The sequence below is a fragment of the Paenibacillus dendrobii genome, assembly GCF_009807035.1.
Classification (GTDB): Bacteria; Bacillota; Bacilli; order Paenibacillales; family Paenibacillaceae; genus Paenibacillus_AQ; species Paenibacillus_AQ dendrobii.
Window position 1 is genome coordinate 2,863,446 of the sequence record NZ_WUBI01000001.1, and the last position, 16,575, is coordinate 2,880,020.

A 16,575-nucleotide genomic window follows, 5' to 3' on the forward strand; every position below is an offset into this window, starting at 1 on the left:
TCTATTAAAGGAGCTGTTTTTATGGAAAAGGTGGTACCCGGCCGCTATACGGCACATACGGAGGAATCGTTCGTGGTATTCGTCATCGGCATGCGGATCAACCGATTCTGGGCGGTCCACCGCTGGCTGCCCGTCTTCCTGTCCATGCCCGGCATGATCCGGGAGCTGTACATGAACCGCGAGCTGGGATTTAAAGAAGGCCACATGCATTTTTCCTTGCGGAGAACCTGCATTATTCAGTACTGGGATTCATTTGAGCAGCTGGAGCACTATGCGCGGAAAGGCCAGAAGCATCTCAAAGCGTGGAGGGATTTCAACCGAAAAATCGGTACCGATGGAACGGTCGGCATCTTTCACGAAACCTACATCATCCCCAAAGGCAATTACGAGTCCGTATACAATAATATGCCGGTATTCGGTCTCGCCAAAGCTACGAGCCATGTTCCGGCAACGGGACGACGGGAAACGGCAAGCCGCAGGCTTGGACAAGGCGGAGATCCAGCCGTGCCGACGCCCGCCAATCCGGTACAGTAAGCCAAACAAGAATCCGGCAACGGTCTCATGGGACCCCGCCGGATTCCTTTTGTATTCTGCACGGCACGATCAGCGAACCTAATGACGATTCTAGGCCAAAAAAGCACCCTTTTCCGGCATCCATGCCATGAAAGGGTGCTTTTCGAATGGAATTAGACCATATCGGTTTTATCAATATTGCGAAATGATAGATAAGCAATCACAAAGCCGATCGCTCCAAGAATCAAAGGAATCGCCACGTTCGAGCTGAGCGAGAATCCCTGAGCGTTGCCGCTGAGCAGCAGCATGATGAAGACGGAGGAGACGATGGTGCTCGCCACGGATTTTTTGCGCATCCCGAAATATATGGGAATCAAGCTGACGCCTGTAGCGCACAGCGTTTGAATGAAGAGCTGAATGCCCGTGTGCAGGAAAAGCGCTCCGTCCGGTTTTCCCTCAATGAAATGAAATTGACTGTTCACAACCAAAAATACCAAGATGACAATGAATGTACTGATGATCATTGTGACGAAGGTCAGGGAAAGAATTAGCAGCATTTTCGCAATGATCAGTTTTTTGCGCTGTACCGGATACGTAAACATGACGCTGACGGTCTTGTTCTTATATTCATCGATGATGAATCTGCTGATCAGTACCGAGGCAAACACGATAAATACCGCGCGGACGATAAGGCCCGCTGCCGATAGGGCTTCCACATAGTCGTTAAAGCCGGCTTCCCCGTAATCCTCCGTATAAGGCATGAGCCACATGAAGAAGGAGATGATGACCACCGCGATAGCGGCGCCTCTGGCATACCATCCGAGCTTATGTTTTTTGATCTCCAGCTGCATCAGCTTAAGCATGCTTCTCACCTCCGCCAATCTGCTGCATGAAAAATTCCTCCAACGACGTGTGCTTATGGTTTAGCGCTTCGATCTCGATGTCATTGAGCACAAGCGCCTTCGTCAACTCCTGCTGCGTCCAGCGCGACTCATATACCCGAAGCATGGAGTCGCCAATGATTTTGAAATTGCTTACGCCAAGCTGGTTCTCAAGGATAAAAGCAGCCTGTTTGCAGTGCGGCGTCACGATCTCGATATAATCGGTATGTTCGCTGCGCAAGTCATTCATCGACACCTCACGGATGAACTTTCCTCCCTGAAGAATGCCGATCGTATCCGCCACTTGCTCGATTTCGCTCAGCAGATGGCTTGAGACTAGCAGTGTCATCCGGTATTCCGTGCAGAGCATCCGCAGCAAATTCCTGAATTCCTTAATCCCTACCGGATCAAGTCCGTTAATCGGCTCATCCAAGATCAGCAGCTCGGGCTTGGTCATGATCGCGCGGGCCATGCCGAGCCGCTGCTTCATACCAAGCGAAAACTCGCCGACTGCCTTGTTGTCGATGGAAGTCAGCTGTACCAGCTCCAGCGCCTCACGTATCGCATGTTTATTATAAAAGCCCATATATTCGCCGTGCAGCTCCAGATTTTCCTTGGCAGTCATTTTCTCGTAAAAAATCGGGTATTCGATGATGCTGCCGATGCGTTTAAACATTTCCACCGATCCGGGCATCAGCTTTTCCCCGAACAATTCGATCTCGCCGCTAGTCGGTTTCAGGAGGTTCAGCATCATTTTCATCAAGGTCGTTTTGCCGGCGCCGTTCGGGCCCAATAGTCCGTAAATTTGCCCCCGCTCGATATTCATGCTGACACCAGAAACGACTTCTTTGCCTTTATATATTTTGCTTACATGGCGGGTACTGACGATATAGCTCATACGTTTCTTGCCCCTCTCGTTCTTGCTTTATACACAGTATAGCCGCCAACCATTTCGCGTTTCTTGCGCAATTCTTACGAATATCTTAAGAGACTGAGATTTTGAGAAATACGAATTACAATATGTCGTTCATGCTAACCGAAGTTGTTCCGTTAAAATTAAGACAGCCGTTTCAGCGCAATCGTGAACACGGTGCGTTCATTCGGCTTGCTCTCCACCCGGATTTCCCCATCCATAAGCTCGACCAGCCGTTTCGTGATCGTCAGACCGAGTCCGCTCCCCTGAAAGCTCTTGTTCCTCGAGTCCTCCAGCGTGTACATCCGTTCGAAAATAAGCGCCTGCTCCCGTTCATCGATGCCTTTGCCCTTGTCCCAGATGTCGATCAGAATCCGGTCTTTGGCTTCATACAGCTTCATGCCGATCACCCGTCCTCCTGCTCCATAACGGATCGCATTGCTCAGCACGTTGTTCAGGACCCGGTCGATAGCTTCCACGTTCCCCCAGGCATACAGCGGCGCATCCGGGATATCAATATTTGCGGACAATCCTTCCGATTCGATCAAATCATAATATGCCAGTATGTTTTTCCGGCAAATTTCGTTCATATGTATACGGGTAAGCGGCAGCTCTTTATCCCCTGACTCCAGCTTGGAGAGGTCGAAGAAGCGGTTGATCAGCTCTACGATCTCGATGGCTTTGGCATGCACGTTGCTCACGAGGCGTTCTCTCTCCTGTTTCGGCAGGTCCGGCTGTCGGTTCATCGTTTCGATGGTTCCAAGCACCACGGTCAGCGGCGTCTTCAAATCATGCGATATGTTCGCCAGCATCTTGCGCATCGCGAGCTCCGTGCGCGCAAAGTCCGCTTCGGACTGCCGGTTCTGCTCCAGCAGTCGGTTGATCGCGATCAGCAGCTTGCGGTATTCCGCATCCTCTGTAAACAGCAGAAGCTGCTCCTGCGAGGAAGCGTCCATGATCGCATGCAGCTTGTCGATGATATAGCTCAGCTGCTCCGTCCTTTTACGGCGGGTGACCCACTGCAGAACGTTCAGCAGTGCCAGCAGGACAAGGATCACGTACAGGACGAACAGCACGTTAAAATTCCCCCAGTCGGTAGCCGATGCCCCATAATGTCTTAATGTACCGCGGTTCAGACGGGTTATCTTCGATCTTTTCCCGCAATCGGCTCATATGCACGTTAATGACGTTTTCGTCGCCGTAATACTCATCGTTCCACACGGAATTGAAAATATGCTGCTTCGTGAACACCTTTTTCGGGTTTGTCATAAGCAGCTTCAAAATTTGCAGTTCTTTGGCCGTCAGCTTGATCTCCTCGCCGTTCTTGTCCACGGTCAAATGGTCCAGATTCAGCGTCAGCTCATGCACCTGGACGATCCCGTTCGGCTGCGCGGGCTGCTGTCCCACGTAGGCCGTGGCACGGCGGATGGCCGCCTTAACCCTTGCCGTCAGCTCAATCATGGAAAACGGCTTCGTGATATAGTCGTCAGCCCCGAAGCCCAGCCCCAGCGCCTTGTCCACTTCCCCGTCCTTGGCCGACACGATCAGCACCGGTACATGGCTCTTCTCCCTGATTTCCTTCAAAAAATCCATGCCGCTCAGCTTCGGCAGCATCAGATCCAGCAGCACCAGATCGTATTGGCACTGCGCGAAGCGCTCCAGCGCCTCCTCGCCATCCTTCACGTGCACCACGTCAAAGCCTTCCATCGTCAAATAACTCTCTATCATTTCGCCGATCGCGGCGTCATCTTCCACCAGCAGTATGCTTGAAGCCATGTGAATCCCCGCCTATCCTGTTAGGTTTATAGTTTTACTATACTGGAAAGGCGGTCATTCGCATATCGCTGACGAAAAATATGAATACCCTAATATGCCCGGCCTAAGAGGGTAGCCTACCTGTGCTGCTCTGCTTCCGTCTTAGGTAAGGATTGATAAATCGAGCCGGCCTGAACGATCCCGATGATCTTTTTTACAGCAGCAGTCATCTGTTTGCCATCGGCACCCGTATCGCAAGATCTCCACTGAAAATGGCGCTCCCCGCCGTTAATAAACACCTTCAAATCGTAACTGTCCCCGTTCTCAAGCTTGCATGCAGAAGACAGCTTTTTTTCATTTAAGTAACCGGCAAGCACAAGTTCGCGGTAAACTTTCTGACGGTCCTGCTCCGTGATGCTGAAATCGCTGACCTCTACCATCTGGTCGTTCCCGAGGTCTTTCAGCAGCTTGTAATCCACAGTGTTGATTTCATTCGTCAGACTTGGCCCGTACTTGAGCACGAATTCAAAACGGTCCTGCTGGCTCACATCGAAAGGAATTCGAAGCAGCTCCATGTCCTCGGAATCCCCTTCGCAGCCCGTAAGCGCATACCGGAGAAATGTCTTCGTTTCTTCTCGTACCAACGAAACGCACGGGTAGGTCCTGACTTCCCCTTTTCCGAATTTGTCCTCGGTCGTGTCCACGCGCAGTTCAACCTTACCGTCAGCACGTGTCAAATCATAGTAAATCGGATCGCCCTCGATCGTGTAACGGATCAGCCGTTGCGAGCCGGTTTGATCATGCGTAAAAGCGTCAAGCAGTTCCAGATGCTCCACCATACCGTGAGTATCAACCACATCAGCACCTTTAGCTGTCAGGACGGTATTCGCTGGCTTTGCTATCTTGTCCGGTCCCCCATCATTCACACTTGCTTCCTGTGGAACGGAACAGCCGAAGATCATTGCCAGCAGCCCAAGTAATATCGTCACTCTAATCGGTTTCATCTGAATCCCCCTCATTTCCATTCAATCTTCTTGACGAAATTTAAAAGATAAAGGTTTCAGGCGATCCGATAGGCAGCAGCCACACCTCAGATAACAAAAAAAAGACCAAGATGCGGGTTGCATCCAGGTCTTCTTGAACTCATATTTCATCTGGCAGCTCCTTGGGCACGAGCTTGTAAATGTCGCCATTTTCAAAGGTGTCGATCAGTCGGTCAAGCCATTGGTAATACGCATAGGCATCCCGAAGCTTGGCCTTGTCCTTGTGGAGCAGGTCCACCATTTCAGGGTCTTCCGCATACTCTTTTTCCAATTTATTAATCTCTTCCATGGATTTGCGTAATATCAGGATGTTCGTTTCCACGGATTTGCGCCATTTGATGTCAAAAAAGTCCGTGAAGGTCTGGTACCAGTCGTATTCCACCTCGTACAAATCCTTGCGTGAGCCCTTTTCCCATACCTTGTTCACCATTTTAAGATCCAGCAGCGTGCGTACGCCCGTGCTCATGCTGGTTTTGCTCATCTTCATTTCGCTTCCCATCTCGTCCAGCGTCATCGGCTTGTCCGCAAAATACAGCAAGCCGTAGAGATGTCCCGTGGATAAGGAAATGCCGTATAAGTCCATGTTTCGTCCAATCGTTTCTATAACACGCTTACGCATTTTTTGAAGCGCAGCGTTCTGTTCTTCTTTGCCCGGGTCCAAGCCCATGCTTGCAACCTCCTTATGTTCAGCCATTCTCTCGCATGTCTTCCGCATTCAACGTTATCGTACAGAAGATTTCAGAGGCAACAACCTTCTTGGTCTATTGTAAAAAAACCACTTTTAAAAGTAAAGAAGCCTCAGAAGCCGCAATTGGGAGCATCGGGCAGGAAACTAAAGAATTACTTTGTACAGTTTTTACTGTACGTTCTTTACATACGGTTAAAACGTTTGATACGATATTATTAGTTTGTTACACTGTTACACGTTGCTTATACGCCGGTTCATGATTCAACCAGAGCACACAGAACATAAGGGGTATGTTGGTAAGATTCATATTTAAATGGCTTTTAAGGGGGGATTGATCTTGTCCATCTTACAGCTTCAAAAGGTAAGCAAATTGTTCGGGCCTCATGCGGAAGAATGCGTGAAGCTGCTCGATCAAGGTTGGACCAAAGAAAAAGTAGCAAAGGAAAAATCCGTTACGGTCGGCGTTAACCGGGTCAGCCTCTCCATCGAGGAAGGCGAAATATTCGTCATCATGGGGCTATCAGGCAGCGGCAAATCAACGCTTGTGCGGATGCTGAACCGACTGATCGAGCCTACGTCCGGGGAAATCCTGGTTCATGGCAAAGATCTGATGAAAATGAACAAGGAACAGCTGCGCACCGTGCGCCGCCAGACCATCAGCATGGTATTTCAGAAATTCGCGCTGTTTCCGCACCGCACCGTGCTTGAAAACGTGGAATACGGCCTCGAAATACAGAAAAAAGAGAAACAGATGCGCCGCGAGAAGGCGAGACAATCGCTGGAACTGGTCGGGCTGAAGGGCTGGGAAGATAAACGCCCGGATGAGCTGAGCGGCGGGATGCAGCAGCGCGTCGGCCTTGCCAGGGCGCTCGCGAACGATCCCGAAATTCTGCTCATGGACGAAGCGTTCAGCGCGCTGGATCCCCTGATTCGGCGGGATATGCAGGATGAGCTGCTCGATCTGCAGGAGAAGATGAAGAAAACGATCATCTTCATTACGCATGATCTGGACGAAGCGCTTCGGATCGGCGACCGCATCGCTTTAATGAAAGACGGCGCGGTGGTCCAAGTCGGCACACCGGAGGAAATCCTGACGCAGCCGGCCAACGCGTACGTGGAGCGTTTCGTCGAAGATGTCGACTTGTCCAAGGTTCTGACCGCTTCGCACGTCATGCGACGTCCGGAAACGATCATGGCCGACCGCGGACCACGCGTCGCGCTCGAACTCATGCGTGAGCGCGGCATCTCGAACCTGTTCGTCGTGGACCGTACCAAACGTCTGCTCGGCGTCATTACGGCCGAGGATGCTTCGGCTGCCATGCGCAGCGGACAGTCTCTTGCAGACATTCTGATCACGGACGGTCCTCGGGTGCTTCCCGATGTCGTGATCAACGAGCTTTTCGAAATCACCAGCCTGGCCAAAGTGCCGCTGGCGGTCGTGGATGACGACAACCGTCTGCTCGGCGTCATCGTCCGCGGAGCCCTGCTTGGCGCCCTGGCGGGAGAAAACAACTCGAAGGAGGTGATTCCGGATGCCGAAAATACCGCTGGATGAATGGATTGAAACGCTCGTCAGCTGGATGGAAGATCATCTGACCTTATTGTTTGACTGGATCGCTGCTGCCATCGAGGGCATCGTCAAGGGCTTTACCTGGATCTTCATGCTGCCTCATCCGTTCTTATTTATTGTCATTCTCGGCGTTCTGGCTTTCCTGGTCGGGCGCTGGTCGCTCACCTTATTCTCTGTCATCGGCTTCCTGGTGATTTATAACCTGGGCTACTGGTCCCAAACGATGGATACGCTCAGTCTTGTCATCACCTCAGCCTTGATTTCGGTCGTGCTCGGGATCCCGCTGGGCATCTGGTGCGCTTACAGCAAGGGCGCATCACGGATCATCACGCCGCTGCTTGACTTCATGCAGACGATGCCGGCGTTCGTCTACCTGCTTCCAGCCGTCACCTTCTTCAGTCTCGGCGTCGTGCCGGGTGTCATTGCGTCCGTGATCTTTGCGATTCCGCCGACGATCCGACTGACGCTGCTCGGTATTCAGCAGGTGTCCGGCGAGCTGACGGAAGCGGCTGATGCTTTCGGCTCTACATCAGGACAGAAGCTCTTTAAAGTTCAGCTGCCGTTGGCGCTGCCGACCCTGATGGCCGGCGTGAACCAGACGATCATGCTCTCGCTGTCTATGGTCGTCATCGCGTCCATGATCGGCGCGCAAGGTATCGGCGCAGAAGTATATCGCGCGGTGACCCAGCTCCAAATCGGCAAAGGCTTCGAAGCCGGACTGGTTGTTGTTATTTTGGCCATCGTACTTGACCGTTTTACGCAAGCATTTTTCAAATCCGACAAAAAAAGGGGAAGATAAAATGAAAAAGCAAGCTAAATGGATGTCTCTATTAGGACTCGCAGGCGTATTGATGCTCTCTGCCTGTAACTCAAGCAGCAGCGCGGATGACACAACGCAGGATGGAAATAGCGCCGAATCCTTCGGCAAACAGGTAAACCACGAAATCATCGGGATTGACCCGGGTGCCGGCATCATGAAAGCAACGAACAAAGCCATTGAAGAATACGGCCTGTCCGACTGGAAGCTGATCGAGGGCTCCGGTGCGGCCATGACCGCTACGCTGGCTAAAGACATCAAGAACAAGAAGCCGATCATCATCACGGGCTGGACACCTCACTGGATGTTCTCCAAATATGATCTGAAGTATCTCGATGATCCGAAGAAGGTATACGGCGAAGCGGAGGAAATTCACACCATCGCGCGCAAAGGCCTGAAGGAAGATGAGCCAACTGCTTATGCGTTCCTCGACCGTTTCGAGTGGACCTCTGATGAGATGGGCGAAATCATGACTGCGATCGAAGAAGGCGCGAAGCCTGAAGAAGCGGCCAAGAAGTGGGCCGACGAACATGCTGATCGCGTGAACGAATGGATCAAGGATCTGAAGCCGGTGGACGGCAAATCGCTGAAGCTGAGCTATGTGGCTTGGGATTCGGAAATCGCCAGCACGAACCTTCTCCAATATGTCCTTCAGGATAAGTTCGGCTACAAAGTAACCGCCCTGCAGGTCGAAGCCGGCCCAATGTGGACGGGTGTAGCAAACGGCGATGTCGATGCTACTGCTGCGGCATGGTTGCCGCTGACGCATGCGGACTACATGGACAAATTCAAGGACAAGGTCGATGATCTCGGCGCGAACATGACCGGCGTGAAAACCGGACTGGTTGTGCCTTCGTATGTGGATGTCAGCTCGATCGAGGATTTGAAGAAGTAAAAATGAATTCTTTTCATGCGGTTTGACCGCTGCGGGTACGGATCGTTCTTCCGATCGCTGTTGCCTCCAAATTTTTTCTGAATATATTAAAAAGGGTTAAAATTAGGAGGCAAAGGCGACCGCTTCGCTTCTTCAGAACGATTCCGTCCCCTCCGCTACTTTTGCTTCTTTCGATATACAAATTACAATGTACAAAAAAAGAAACTCCAGGCACCGTTCATCCGGTCCTGGAGTTCTTTTTATATTTCTAGATCAATCCACACAAGCTATGGCTCCTTATTCTTTGTCCTTCGTAGCCTTCTTGCCTTCCGCGCGATCGTTGATCGTTACCGTTACCGGCGAGTACTCCGCGATCACGGTTTGTCCATGGATCGACACGCTGCCTTCCGGCGAGATGTCCTTCTCGGTCATGATGCCGAGCGCGATCGTGAACTCGTTGAATTTGATCGGAATGTTTTTTTCGTGGCGGATTTCCACCCCGTTCAGGTAAAATACCGCTTCATCATTACCGCGATCATACGTGATTTTGTATGTGTTGAACTCGCGCGCTTTGAAGTTGGTGTCTTCCTTGAAAATGCAGAAATAACGCGTTTTGTCGGACGGAGGCACTTCCACTCCCGGGAAAGGAAGCACGGCGTACACGCTGGCGTACTTATCGTTGCCCGCAAAAAAATCGAGCGCCGCGCCGGTCGTGAAGTCCAGCAGGTTCAGCGATACGTAGCCGTCATACAGATCGTTCGGAGCGGTATTTTCGCTGCGGGCACGGATCTGCAGCTCGAAGCTGACCTCACCCGACTCGGGTACCTTGATCGTTTCCACGGAATAATACATATGCTTGGCGTTGTCCAGGATTTGAATCTGATGATTCTCGCGGCTCAGTGGAGCCCGTACATACAGGATGCCGTTGCGCACGATGACGACCGCGTTCGGTTCGCGGTATTCCCAGAAGGAACCGTCAGGAAGCGGAAAACCGCCTACCTTCCAAACTTCGCCTTCCGATAGAATCGTATGAAAATCACCGATGACTTTTTGTTGTTCCATGTTGCTTCGACTTCCTTTCTGTGATGGATCAGTCCCTGTCCAAATGATGTGTTATCAGATGAGTCCTTGAATGAATAAGCATACCATCATGATCACGCCGCTCAGTTGCGCCGATTTGACGGACGCGCCCATAAGCGGCAGATACGCGTGAGACGTGTTTTGCGGCTTCAGCTTGCCGTATACCTGATACAGCGGCAGCATGGCCGGAAGTGCAATGAGTCCATACACCGGAAGCGCTCCGGCGATCACGCTGACGATCAGCGTCAAAGCGGCGAGCAGAAGAAGAAAACGCGAGAAATTAAGTGCTCTGCGTTCGCCCCATACGACGACAAGCGTGCGTTTGCCTGCCTGGCGGTCAGCCTGCCAATGCAGAAAGTGATGGTTGAACAGAATCAGCGTCGTGAGAAGTCCGATCGGCAGCGAGAGCAGCAGCGCTCTTAGATCGAGATGCGAGGTTTGGACGTAATATGCGCCCATCACCGGCAGCACCCCGAAGGACAGCAAAATGGCGATCTCGCTGTATCCTTTCCCCCTGTATCCGAATTTCAGCGGAGGAGCCACATAGAAGTATGCGATCAATCCGCCCAGAGCTCCGAATACAAAAGCCCAGATACCTGAGAAAATCGCCAGCACAATGCCGCAAACGGCAGCGAGTGCGAACAATCCCCAGGTCACGGCCGCAAACTTCCGAACGCTCCAGATCTGGTTGGTCAAAAATCCGGAGTTGGTGGATACCGCATCGACGGTTTCTTTGGCCGCCGTATCCGTTCCGCTCTTGAAGTCCCACAGATCGTTGATCATGTTGGAGAACAAATGGGCAGCCGCGGCACCCACGAGCGTTACCAGGAACAGCCAGACGTTGAACATCCCGTTCCACACAAAAGCCCCGAGTGCGCCCAGCGCAACCGGAATGAGCATCACGGGCACCACACCGAACCTCGATGCCTTTCTAAATTGTTTGAGCATGTCCACACAATGCCCCTTTCTTGTTTAAAATACCCGTGCCATGCCGGGAATATCACATTCGCACGGAATATGAATGAGAACAGCCAACAAAGCAAATGATAAATTTCACAAACCTTCCCATTTGGTATATAAATGGAACTAAAAAGGAGAAAACTTCTCCTCTGGAACGAAATCAAGGAGAAGCACAAATTAGTTTATTTGTATGGCAGCAAAATGACATCGGAGCTGCATTAGTAATAGGAAGAAAGTTGTGTTTCGTACTCTTCAAGGATAGCATACTTTATCGGATTTTGTCATGAAGTTGTAGAATTTACATCGGAAAAGAATGTCAAAAGTCATGGCGTTCCATTGTTCTCTTTCCCGAATGCTCTAACCTCCTTATTGATTCAAAGAACAATATATATTTTTCGTATACTCCGTGATGGCCGCATCATAGTCCGGATACTCATAATTCAGTATTTTTGCCACGTCCTGGGCGTATTTTCTGAACAGCGCATAACAGTCAAACAGTGATTTCCACATGTTGGGGTAGCTATTCTCGGTGTATGTAGAAAGCAATACATCCCAATCCTTTTCGGGGAGGTAACGGTCAATAAATTTATAGTTTTTGCCCACGCTGAAGTCACACCCTCTTTCGCATCCGATATGCCAAGACATCATTCTCAGCAGGTTCGGGCGGGCAATTTCGTTCAAATGATCGATGGCAAACAGGATCTCCTGTCTTGCCAAGCCCTTCACGACATACGTTGAAACCATCCAAAATTCATTGCAGCAGTCATCGAATTCCCTGGCCGTCGGCTTTTTGATCCAATATTGCTTGTCGTCCGCCGCCACTTCATGCGGGATGCGACCGTCTTTATCAACCAAAATTTCGACCAGTCCGTCGCTGTCTGCAAAGTAAGCTTCCGTTTCTTCGACGGGGATGAGCGTCAGATCCAATTTATGACCGTCGGCAAAAAGAATGATATACGAAAACCAATTGCCGAGCTCGGGCGGAAACAGCTCCATGTCTTCCGGTTTTTGCATCATGAGACGATGTCCGAAACCATCCAGCCATGCATCATTCTCCTTGAAAGAATCCATCTCTGTGACAAAGTACGAAATATCGAAGTCCTGAAATGCATCCCGCGGAATGTTGCTGTTCGTGCGCGATCCTTCCAGGGTGACCATCCGGATTCGACCGTCATGCACGGCAAAATCCGTAAACTGCTTCATCATCTCTTCATCGCTTCTCATTGAACTTTAACCTCCATCCCATCTGATGCCTTTCAGGCATTACAATTATGCAATACGATTGTACACATCAAGGCGAAATAAAGCTATGAACACCGCTTAGCGGCATTCATAGCTTGTGAAAGTCCCCCCGCTGATCGAATTCAGCCGGATATTTGTATTCGAATTATCGCTTAATATTGTCTAGCGCCTTCTTGCCCAGCCGCTCCAGCAGCTGCTGTTTGTACAGGCTTTCGACCTTCACGTGCTTGCCAAGGCTTTCCCAGTAGCCATCGTTGCGCGGACGCGGATCATAATCGCTCGGAACGAGTCCTGGCACCTTCGGACCGACATGCCCGATGGCATAGTTTTGCGCGGTAGGCGGCTGCTGCGAGGTCAGCTCATCCTCGGTGTTCCAGGAGACGTAGTTCGCCCCGGCCCAACCGTGGCCGCTGCCCAGCCAGCCGCGGTCGCGGATGGAGATCGGCGCGTCAATGTTGTCGAACAATCCGCCCACGGACCAGCGGTGATGCGGCTCGCTCGTGTTGAAGTTATTGACGGCCTTGCCGTCCAGGAACACGTTTGGCCCCTGCACGCGGCTGTCGACGACGAACGCATGCCGCGCCGTCTCAGTGTAAATCCGCTGCGCCAGGTTCAACTGGCCCATTTGGTGAATGACGTAGCGGCGTCCGCCGGTAATGATGCTGACCATGTCGTACATTTTGCTGTCCTGCACCGTGATCCACTTGGAGTTACGGCTCATTTGCACCAACGAGTAAGACAGGTGGTACCCGGTCACGTCTCGCACCCAGCCGTTTTTCACGCTGTTAAACACGACGAAGCGTTCGGCATGATTTTCATCCGCATAATACGGATCGGTCTGGCCATTGTCCATGGTCGTGTCCATGATGCTTGGATCGAATTCGGAATCCGCGCGCATATTTTCCACGCCAACCTTCTCGATCCGGGCGCTATCGGTGTATTTAAATATCTGACCGCCGCCCCATTTTTGCTCAATAGCGTTCGAGATCGGTGCGTCTACGGTAATCGTATTTCCGTTTACAGCGGTGATGACGCGATCGAAGTCCAGGTTAAACGGCCCCCACTGGGTTACTGTGCCGCCCGGACGGTTGTAAATATAATCCATGCCGATTTCGTGAATCCAGTTTTTATCGCCTATTCGGCGTACGACAATGGTATCTCCAACCTGGTAACTGCTTGCATCATCCACATGGAACGTACGGGAACCGGAAGGTACGTACAGATCCGTGATCGTTTTCATGGAGGCGTTGTCGATGCTAAGACCCGTATTCTCCCCGATTTCAACCAGATTGCGCGGATTCGCTCCCGTGCCATAGATCAGGGTACCCTTTTCATCCTGTCCTTCGCCCCGCAGCACGATGCCACTGGCATTGATTTTCACGGTTCCGCCAACCTCGTATTTGCCTTTTTTCAGCAAAACCGCACCGCGGAAGCCGTCTTTGCCGACTGGAAGCTGCGAGACCTCATCGATGGCCGCTTGAATGCGTGCCGTGTCGTCACCATCCCCCGGTTTCACCGTCGCTTTGACTTTGACATCCGGAATTTTCACGCCACCGCCCATATACCCGACGTTCGAGAAGTCCAGAATCTGATTGCCTCTGAAGTCGCTGATATAGACCATTTTGCCGTCTTTTCCAAGGAACGCGATCTGGCTCTGGTCCTTCGGAATTTTATTTTTGGCCCACGCGGTAAAATAGAATGAATCGTAGACCGGCTGTTTGCCTTCCTGTTCCATTTTCAGGCGAATTTCATAGCGGCCTTCCTTTTCAGCTTTGCCTGAAGGCGTCCATTGCTTCGACTCACCCTTGCTTACAGCCACAGGATCGAGCTTGGCAATGGTCTTTCCGCCGAAAATCAGCTCGCTGCTAAGCATGCCGTTTACGTTCGACACGGTGGACACGGAAGGGTATGTATCCTTCGGTTCGATCATGGCCGGCTGCCCGATTTCCGACATCATATGCGGATGGTTCAGCGTGGAATTCATCACGTAGCTCTCATCCAAGAATGCATTGGGATCGTCAACGACAATCCAGAAATCAGCCGTTTTGAGCTCCTGGGACGACTGTACCACGCCGTGTACCAATGCAGCACCGACCTGATTCGCTGTAAATGCTCCCGATGGATCGATACTCACGTCTTGGGTGGTTGCGATAAAAGTCTTCGCGTAAGTCGTCAAATCCACTTCCTGTCCGGAATCCAGTTCTCCTTTCAGGACGAGTGTTCCGGTTTCCCCCTTATTAAGCCGGATTTCGGCGTTGTTAGGGTATTCCTTCCCGCTAGCGTCCGTAAAATAGATCCGCTTGAGCCCAGCCGGGGCTGACGTTTCCGTACTGTTGTACACGGCCAGCTCTGACAACTGCACGTTCAAATCCTTGCTCAAGTTCAAATTCAGTTTGATATATCTTGCCGAAGTACTTTCGAACATCGCTGCCTCCGTCGCTGTGAGATCTTTATTTTTGCTGTATGCTTGATTCCAACTGCTGCCGTCATCCGAGTACAGGATTTGATAATCCTTCAGGTTATCCGCGCGATTGAGATGAATCATGACTTTGTTGAAGGTTTCCTGCGCTCCCAAATCCACCGAGATCCAGACGTTCATGTCATCCTGCCGGTCGATCGCCAGCGGCTGCCACACCGTCGACGCATCGCCATCTACGGCGTTGCCCGGTTTGCCGGAGCTTGCCTTTGCGGTTTTGCCAAGTGCCAGGTTGGCGCTTGAATCCCCGGCCGCCGATGCTTTGCTGCTTCCGCCTGATAAAACAGGCAACATCAGAAGCAATGCCATAAATCCAAGGCCCAGCCTTTTCATCGAACCTGTCAATAAAATCCCACCTCTCTAAAATTGAAATCGCTTACATTTTAACTTGCGCAGAAGCTCAATGAACATGTCATTTTTAGTGATGGGATTGTGTTTTGTTAAGAAAATGAACTTCTAGTGATGTTAGTGACTCTCTTTCAGAAGAATGGTCGAGAGGACATTTACGGAAAAAGAGTTTATTTTGCGCATAATGCGGGGTGCATACCCTGCGGAACTACTAACGAGTTATTTTCACAAAAAAATAAAAGAGCAAGGCCCACTTCCTTTATTTCATCGATCGCGCCATCTCCACCATTTGTTCCTTGGTCAATTCTCCGCTGTCCATTTCCACGTAAGTGTCACCCTGTATCCAATGCAAAATGCCCCCGGGCATGGGCTCACGGCTACCCCATGCTTCGAAGTATCCTTTGGCTTTACCAATGTGGATGACTTCTCCCCTTTCTTCTTGTTGAAAATGCTCGGTCACGATCCTTGTCTGGCTTGTGCGATTTCGAAGATCAATTTTGGTCATTTCCTTCTTATATGTATAGCCGCTTGCTTTATGCTGCTCTATACCGATCATGAAGTTTCCATTCCGATCAAAATAATGCAGCCTTACATTCGAAATGGACTGATCATACCTCAGAGGATAGGGCCACTTCACCTCGAACTTCCAATCACGGGTAATCTTTTCGCCGGGCAGGAGAAGTTTAAAGTCAGAAGCAGATATGAGTTTTTGTATATTTACGGTTTTTTCGCCATCAGTTAACCCACCAACTGAGATCGCTATCGCAAGCAGTACGTTGAATATCAAGTTATTCTCGCCCCTTCGTAAACATAGATCATTCAATGATTCGAACTGAACTGCCTGATTGGCTTATTCTACCCGTAAACCTTTTCCCCACTTCCGGATGCCAAGCGGCTGATTCTTAACCATGTCCGCATAATTGGGAGGGAAATCGCTCAAGACCGGATCCTTTAAATGTTTATAATGGACGAGCTTTACACCCCCAGGTGAAATTTTAAAAATAAACCGATCCTTTCCGGCCGTAATATGCGGGCCAACCGTAGGCGTCGCCTCTAAAGTCATGAAGAAGCTGAATGTCCGAAAACCGCTGATCCGGTCGATGTCTTTGACCTCGATCAAATACGGATATAACATGGGCGGAACCGTCAGTAGGCTTGCGTATGTTTTCTCCAACTGCGACTCCATGTATGGCAAAAGGACAAGGAGCAGCATGTCCTGCAACTGAAGCTCTTTTGAATCCGGATCATATTTTCCCTCAGCGAAACTCGCACTGCCGCACGATAATAAAAGAAACAGAAACAAGGAGTAAATAACTAGCCGTTTTCTCATATTCATACCTCCTAAACGATAGGGTTTTAAGTTACACGGCGATTTATGCATCACATGCTACTCTACCCTAGCGCAAAGAGAGTGC

The 16,575-nt window shown here is 50.7% G+C and carries 15 protein-coding genes and 1 pseudogene; 4 read left to right on the plus strand and 12 right to left on the minus strand.

Annotated elements, in window-relative coordinates; genetic code table 11:
* Nucleotides 1–21: 21 nt before the first annotated feature.
* Nucleotides 22–534, plus strand: coding sequence for a DUF4188 domain-containing protein (locus GRF59_RS12595; RefSeq protein WP_160497871.1), 513 nt, complete (start codon nucleotides 22–24; stop codon nucleotides 532–534).
* A gap of 152 nt (nucleotides 535–686) precedes the next feature.
* On the opposite strand, the gene GRF59_RS12600 is transcribed toward GRF59_RS12595, so the two are convergent.
* The 6 genes from GRF59_RS12600 to GRF59_RS12625 all read right to left on the minus strand — a co-directional run bounded on the left by GRF59_RS12600 (nucleotide 687) and on the right by GRF59_RS12625 (nucleotide 5,772).
* Complete coding sequence (locus tag GRF59_RS12600; protein WP_160497872.1) at nucleotides 687–1,376, minus strand: ABC transporter permease; 690 nt, start codon at nucleotides 1,374–1,376, stop codon at nucleotides 687–689.
* Nucleotides 1,369–2,292 (minus strand): ABC transporter ATP-binding protein, encoded by a 924-nt coding sequence (locus tag GRF59_RS12605; protein ID WP_160497873.1) that lies wholly within the window; start codon nucleotides 2,290–2,292, stop codon nucleotides 1,369–1,371. The genes GRF59_RS12600 and GRF59_RS12605 overlap by 8 nt, the downstream gene beginning before the upstream one ends.
* A 158-nt stretch (nucleotides 2,293–2,450) precedes the next feature.
* Nucleotides 2,451–3,380 carry a sensor histidine kinase gene (locus GRF59_RS12610; protein WP_202128676.1) on the minus strand — a complete coding sequence of 310 codons (930 nt, stop codon included), beginning with the start codon at nucleotides 3,378–3,380 and terminating at the stop codon, nucleotides 2,451–2,453.
* Nucleotides 3,381–3,384: 4 nt separating this feature from the next.
* A complete protein-coding gene (locus tag GRF59_RS12615; RefSeq protein ID WP_237391819.1) occupies nucleotides 3,385–4,068 on the minus strand; it encodes a response regulator transcription factor in 684 nt (227 codons plus the stop codon).
* A 131-nt stretch (nucleotides 4,069–4,199) separates the two neighbouring features.
* The gene (locus GRF59_RS12620) at nucleotides 4,200–5,066 is read right to left on the minus strand and encodes a DUF4362 domain-containing protein (protein WP_160497876.1); all 867 of its coding nucleotides are present in this window, start codon (nucleotides 5,064–5,066) and stop codon (nucleotides 4,200–4,202) included.
* Between the two features lie 139 nt (nucleotides 5,067–5,205).
* A complete protein-coding gene (locus GRF59_RS12625) occupies nucleotides 5,206–5,772 on the minus strand; it encodes a GbsR/MarR family transcriptional regulator (protein ID WP_160498261.1) in 567 nt (188 codons plus the stop codon).
* Between the two features lie 358 nt (nucleotides 5,773–6,130).
* Between GRF59_RS12625 and GRF59_RS12630 the strand changes: the two genes are divergently transcribed.
* The 3 genes and pseudogenes from GRF59_RS12630 to GRF59_RS12640 all read left to right on the plus strand — a co-directional run bounded on the left by GRF59_RS12630 (nucleotide 6,131) and on the right by GRF59_RS12640 (nucleotide 9,075).
* Nucleotides 6,131–7,348, plus strand: coding sequence for a quaternary amine ABC transporter ATP-binding protein (locus GRF59_RS12630; protein ID WP_160497877.1), 1,218 nt, complete (start codon nucleotides 6,131–6,133; stop codon nucleotides 7,346–7,348).
* Nucleotides 7,326–8,155: pseudogene (locus GRF59_RS12635) on the plus strand (ABC transporter permease); the annotation flags it as partial. The gene GRF59_RS12630 and the pseudogene GRF59_RS12635, both read left to right, overlap by 23 nt.
* Nucleotides 8,156–8,163: 8 nt before the next feature.
* Nucleotides 8,164–9,075, plus strand: a complete 912-nt coding sequence (locus GRF59_RS12640) for a glycine betaine ABC transporter substrate-binding protein (protein ID WP_160497879.1) — start codon at nucleotides 8,164–8,166, stop codon at nucleotides 9,073–9,075.
* A gap of 276 nt (nucleotides 9,076–9,351) precedes the next feature.
* On the opposite strand, the gene GRF59_RS12645 is transcribed toward GRF59_RS12640, so the two are convergent.
* From GRF59_RS12645 to GRF59_RS12670, 6 genes are all read right to left on the minus strand, one after another.
* On the minus strand, nucleotides 9,352–10,116 hold the full coding sequence (locus GRF59_RS12645; RefSeq protein WP_160497880.1) for a DUF6081 family protein: 765 nt from the start codon (nucleotides 10,114–10,116) through the stop codon (nucleotides 9,352–9,354).
* 54 nt (nucleotides 10,117–10,170) lie between these two features.
* On the minus strand, nucleotides 10,171–11,082 hold the full coding sequence (locus GRF59_RS12650) for a prenyltransferase (RefSeq protein WP_202128554.1): 912 nt from the start codon (nucleotides 11,080–11,082) through the stop codon (nucleotides 10,171–10,173).
* A 378-nt stretch (nucleotides 11,083–11,460) separates the two neighbouring features.
* A complete protein-coding gene (gene ant(6) / locus GRF59_RS12655) occupies nucleotides 11,461–12,318 on the minus strand; it encodes an aminoglycoside 6-adenylyltransferase (RefSeq protein WP_160497882.1) in 858 nt (285 codons plus the stop codon).
* 163 nt (nucleotides 12,319–12,481) lie between these two features.
* Complete coding sequence (locus tag GRF59_RS12660; RefSeq protein WP_237391733.1) at nucleotides 12,482–15,145, minus strand: discoidin domain-containing protein; 2,664 nt, start codon at nucleotides 15,143–15,145, stop codon at nucleotides 12,482–12,484.
* Between the two features lie 274 nt (nucleotides 15,146–15,419).
* Nucleotides 15,420–15,947, minus strand: coding sequence for a hypothetical protein (locus tag GRF59_RS12665; protein WP_160497884.1), 528 nt, complete (start codon nucleotides 15,945–15,947; stop codon nucleotides 15,420–15,422).
* A gap of 63 nt (nucleotides 15,948–16,010) precedes the next feature.
* Nucleotides 16,011–16,490: a DUF3888 domain-containing protein gene (locus GRF59_RS12670; protein ID WP_160497885.1), complete on the minus strand. Its 480-nt coding sequence runs from the start codon at nucleotides 16,488–16,490 to the stop codon at nucleotides 16,011–16,013.
* Between the last annotated feature and the right edge of the window lie 85 nt (nucleotides 16,491–16,575).

Bases quoted from the DNA above. Each gene is read 5' to 3' on its own strand.
- GRF59_RS12600 (WP_160497872.1), bottom strand. From the start codon at position 1,376: ATGCTTAAGCTGATGCAGCTGGAGATCAAAAAACATAAGCTCGGATGG.
- GRF59_RS12640 (WP_160497879.1), top strand. From the start codon at position 8,164: ATGAAAAAGCAAGCTAAATGGATGTCTCTATTAGGACTCGCAGGCGTA.
- GRF59_RS12625 (WP_160498261.1), bottom strand. From the start codon at position 5,772: ATGGGCTTGGACCCGGGCAAAGAAGAACAGAACGCTGCGCTTCAAAAA.
- GRF59_RS12660 (WP_237391733.1), bottom strand. From the start codon at position 15,145: ATGAAAAGGCTGGGCCTTGGATTTATGGCATTGCTTCTGATGTTGCCT.
- GRF59_RS12650 (WP_202128554.1), bottom strand. From the start codon at position 11,082: ATGCTCAAACAATTTAGAAAGGCATCGAGGTTCGGTGTGGTGCCCGTG.
- GRF59_RS12595 (WP_160497871.1), top strand. From the start codon at position 22: ATGGAAAAGGTGGTACCCGGCCGCTATACGGCACATACGGAGGAATCG.
- GRF59_RS12605 (WP_160497873.1), bottom strand. From the start codon at position 2,292: ATGAGCTATATCGTCAGTACCCGCCATGTAAGCAAAATATATAAAGGC.
- GRF59_RS12670 (WP_160497885.1), bottom strand. From the start codon at position 16,490: ATGAGAAAACGGCTAGTTATTTACTCCTTGTTTCTGTTTCTTTTATTA.
- GRF59_RS12645 (WP_160497880.1), bottom strand. From the start codon at position 10,116: ATGGAACAACAAAAAGTCATCGGTGATTTTCATACGATTCTATCGGAA.
- GRF59_RS12620 (WP_160497876.1), bottom strand. From the start codon at position 5,066: ATGAAACCGATTAGAGTGACGATATTACTTGGGCTGCTGGCAATGATC.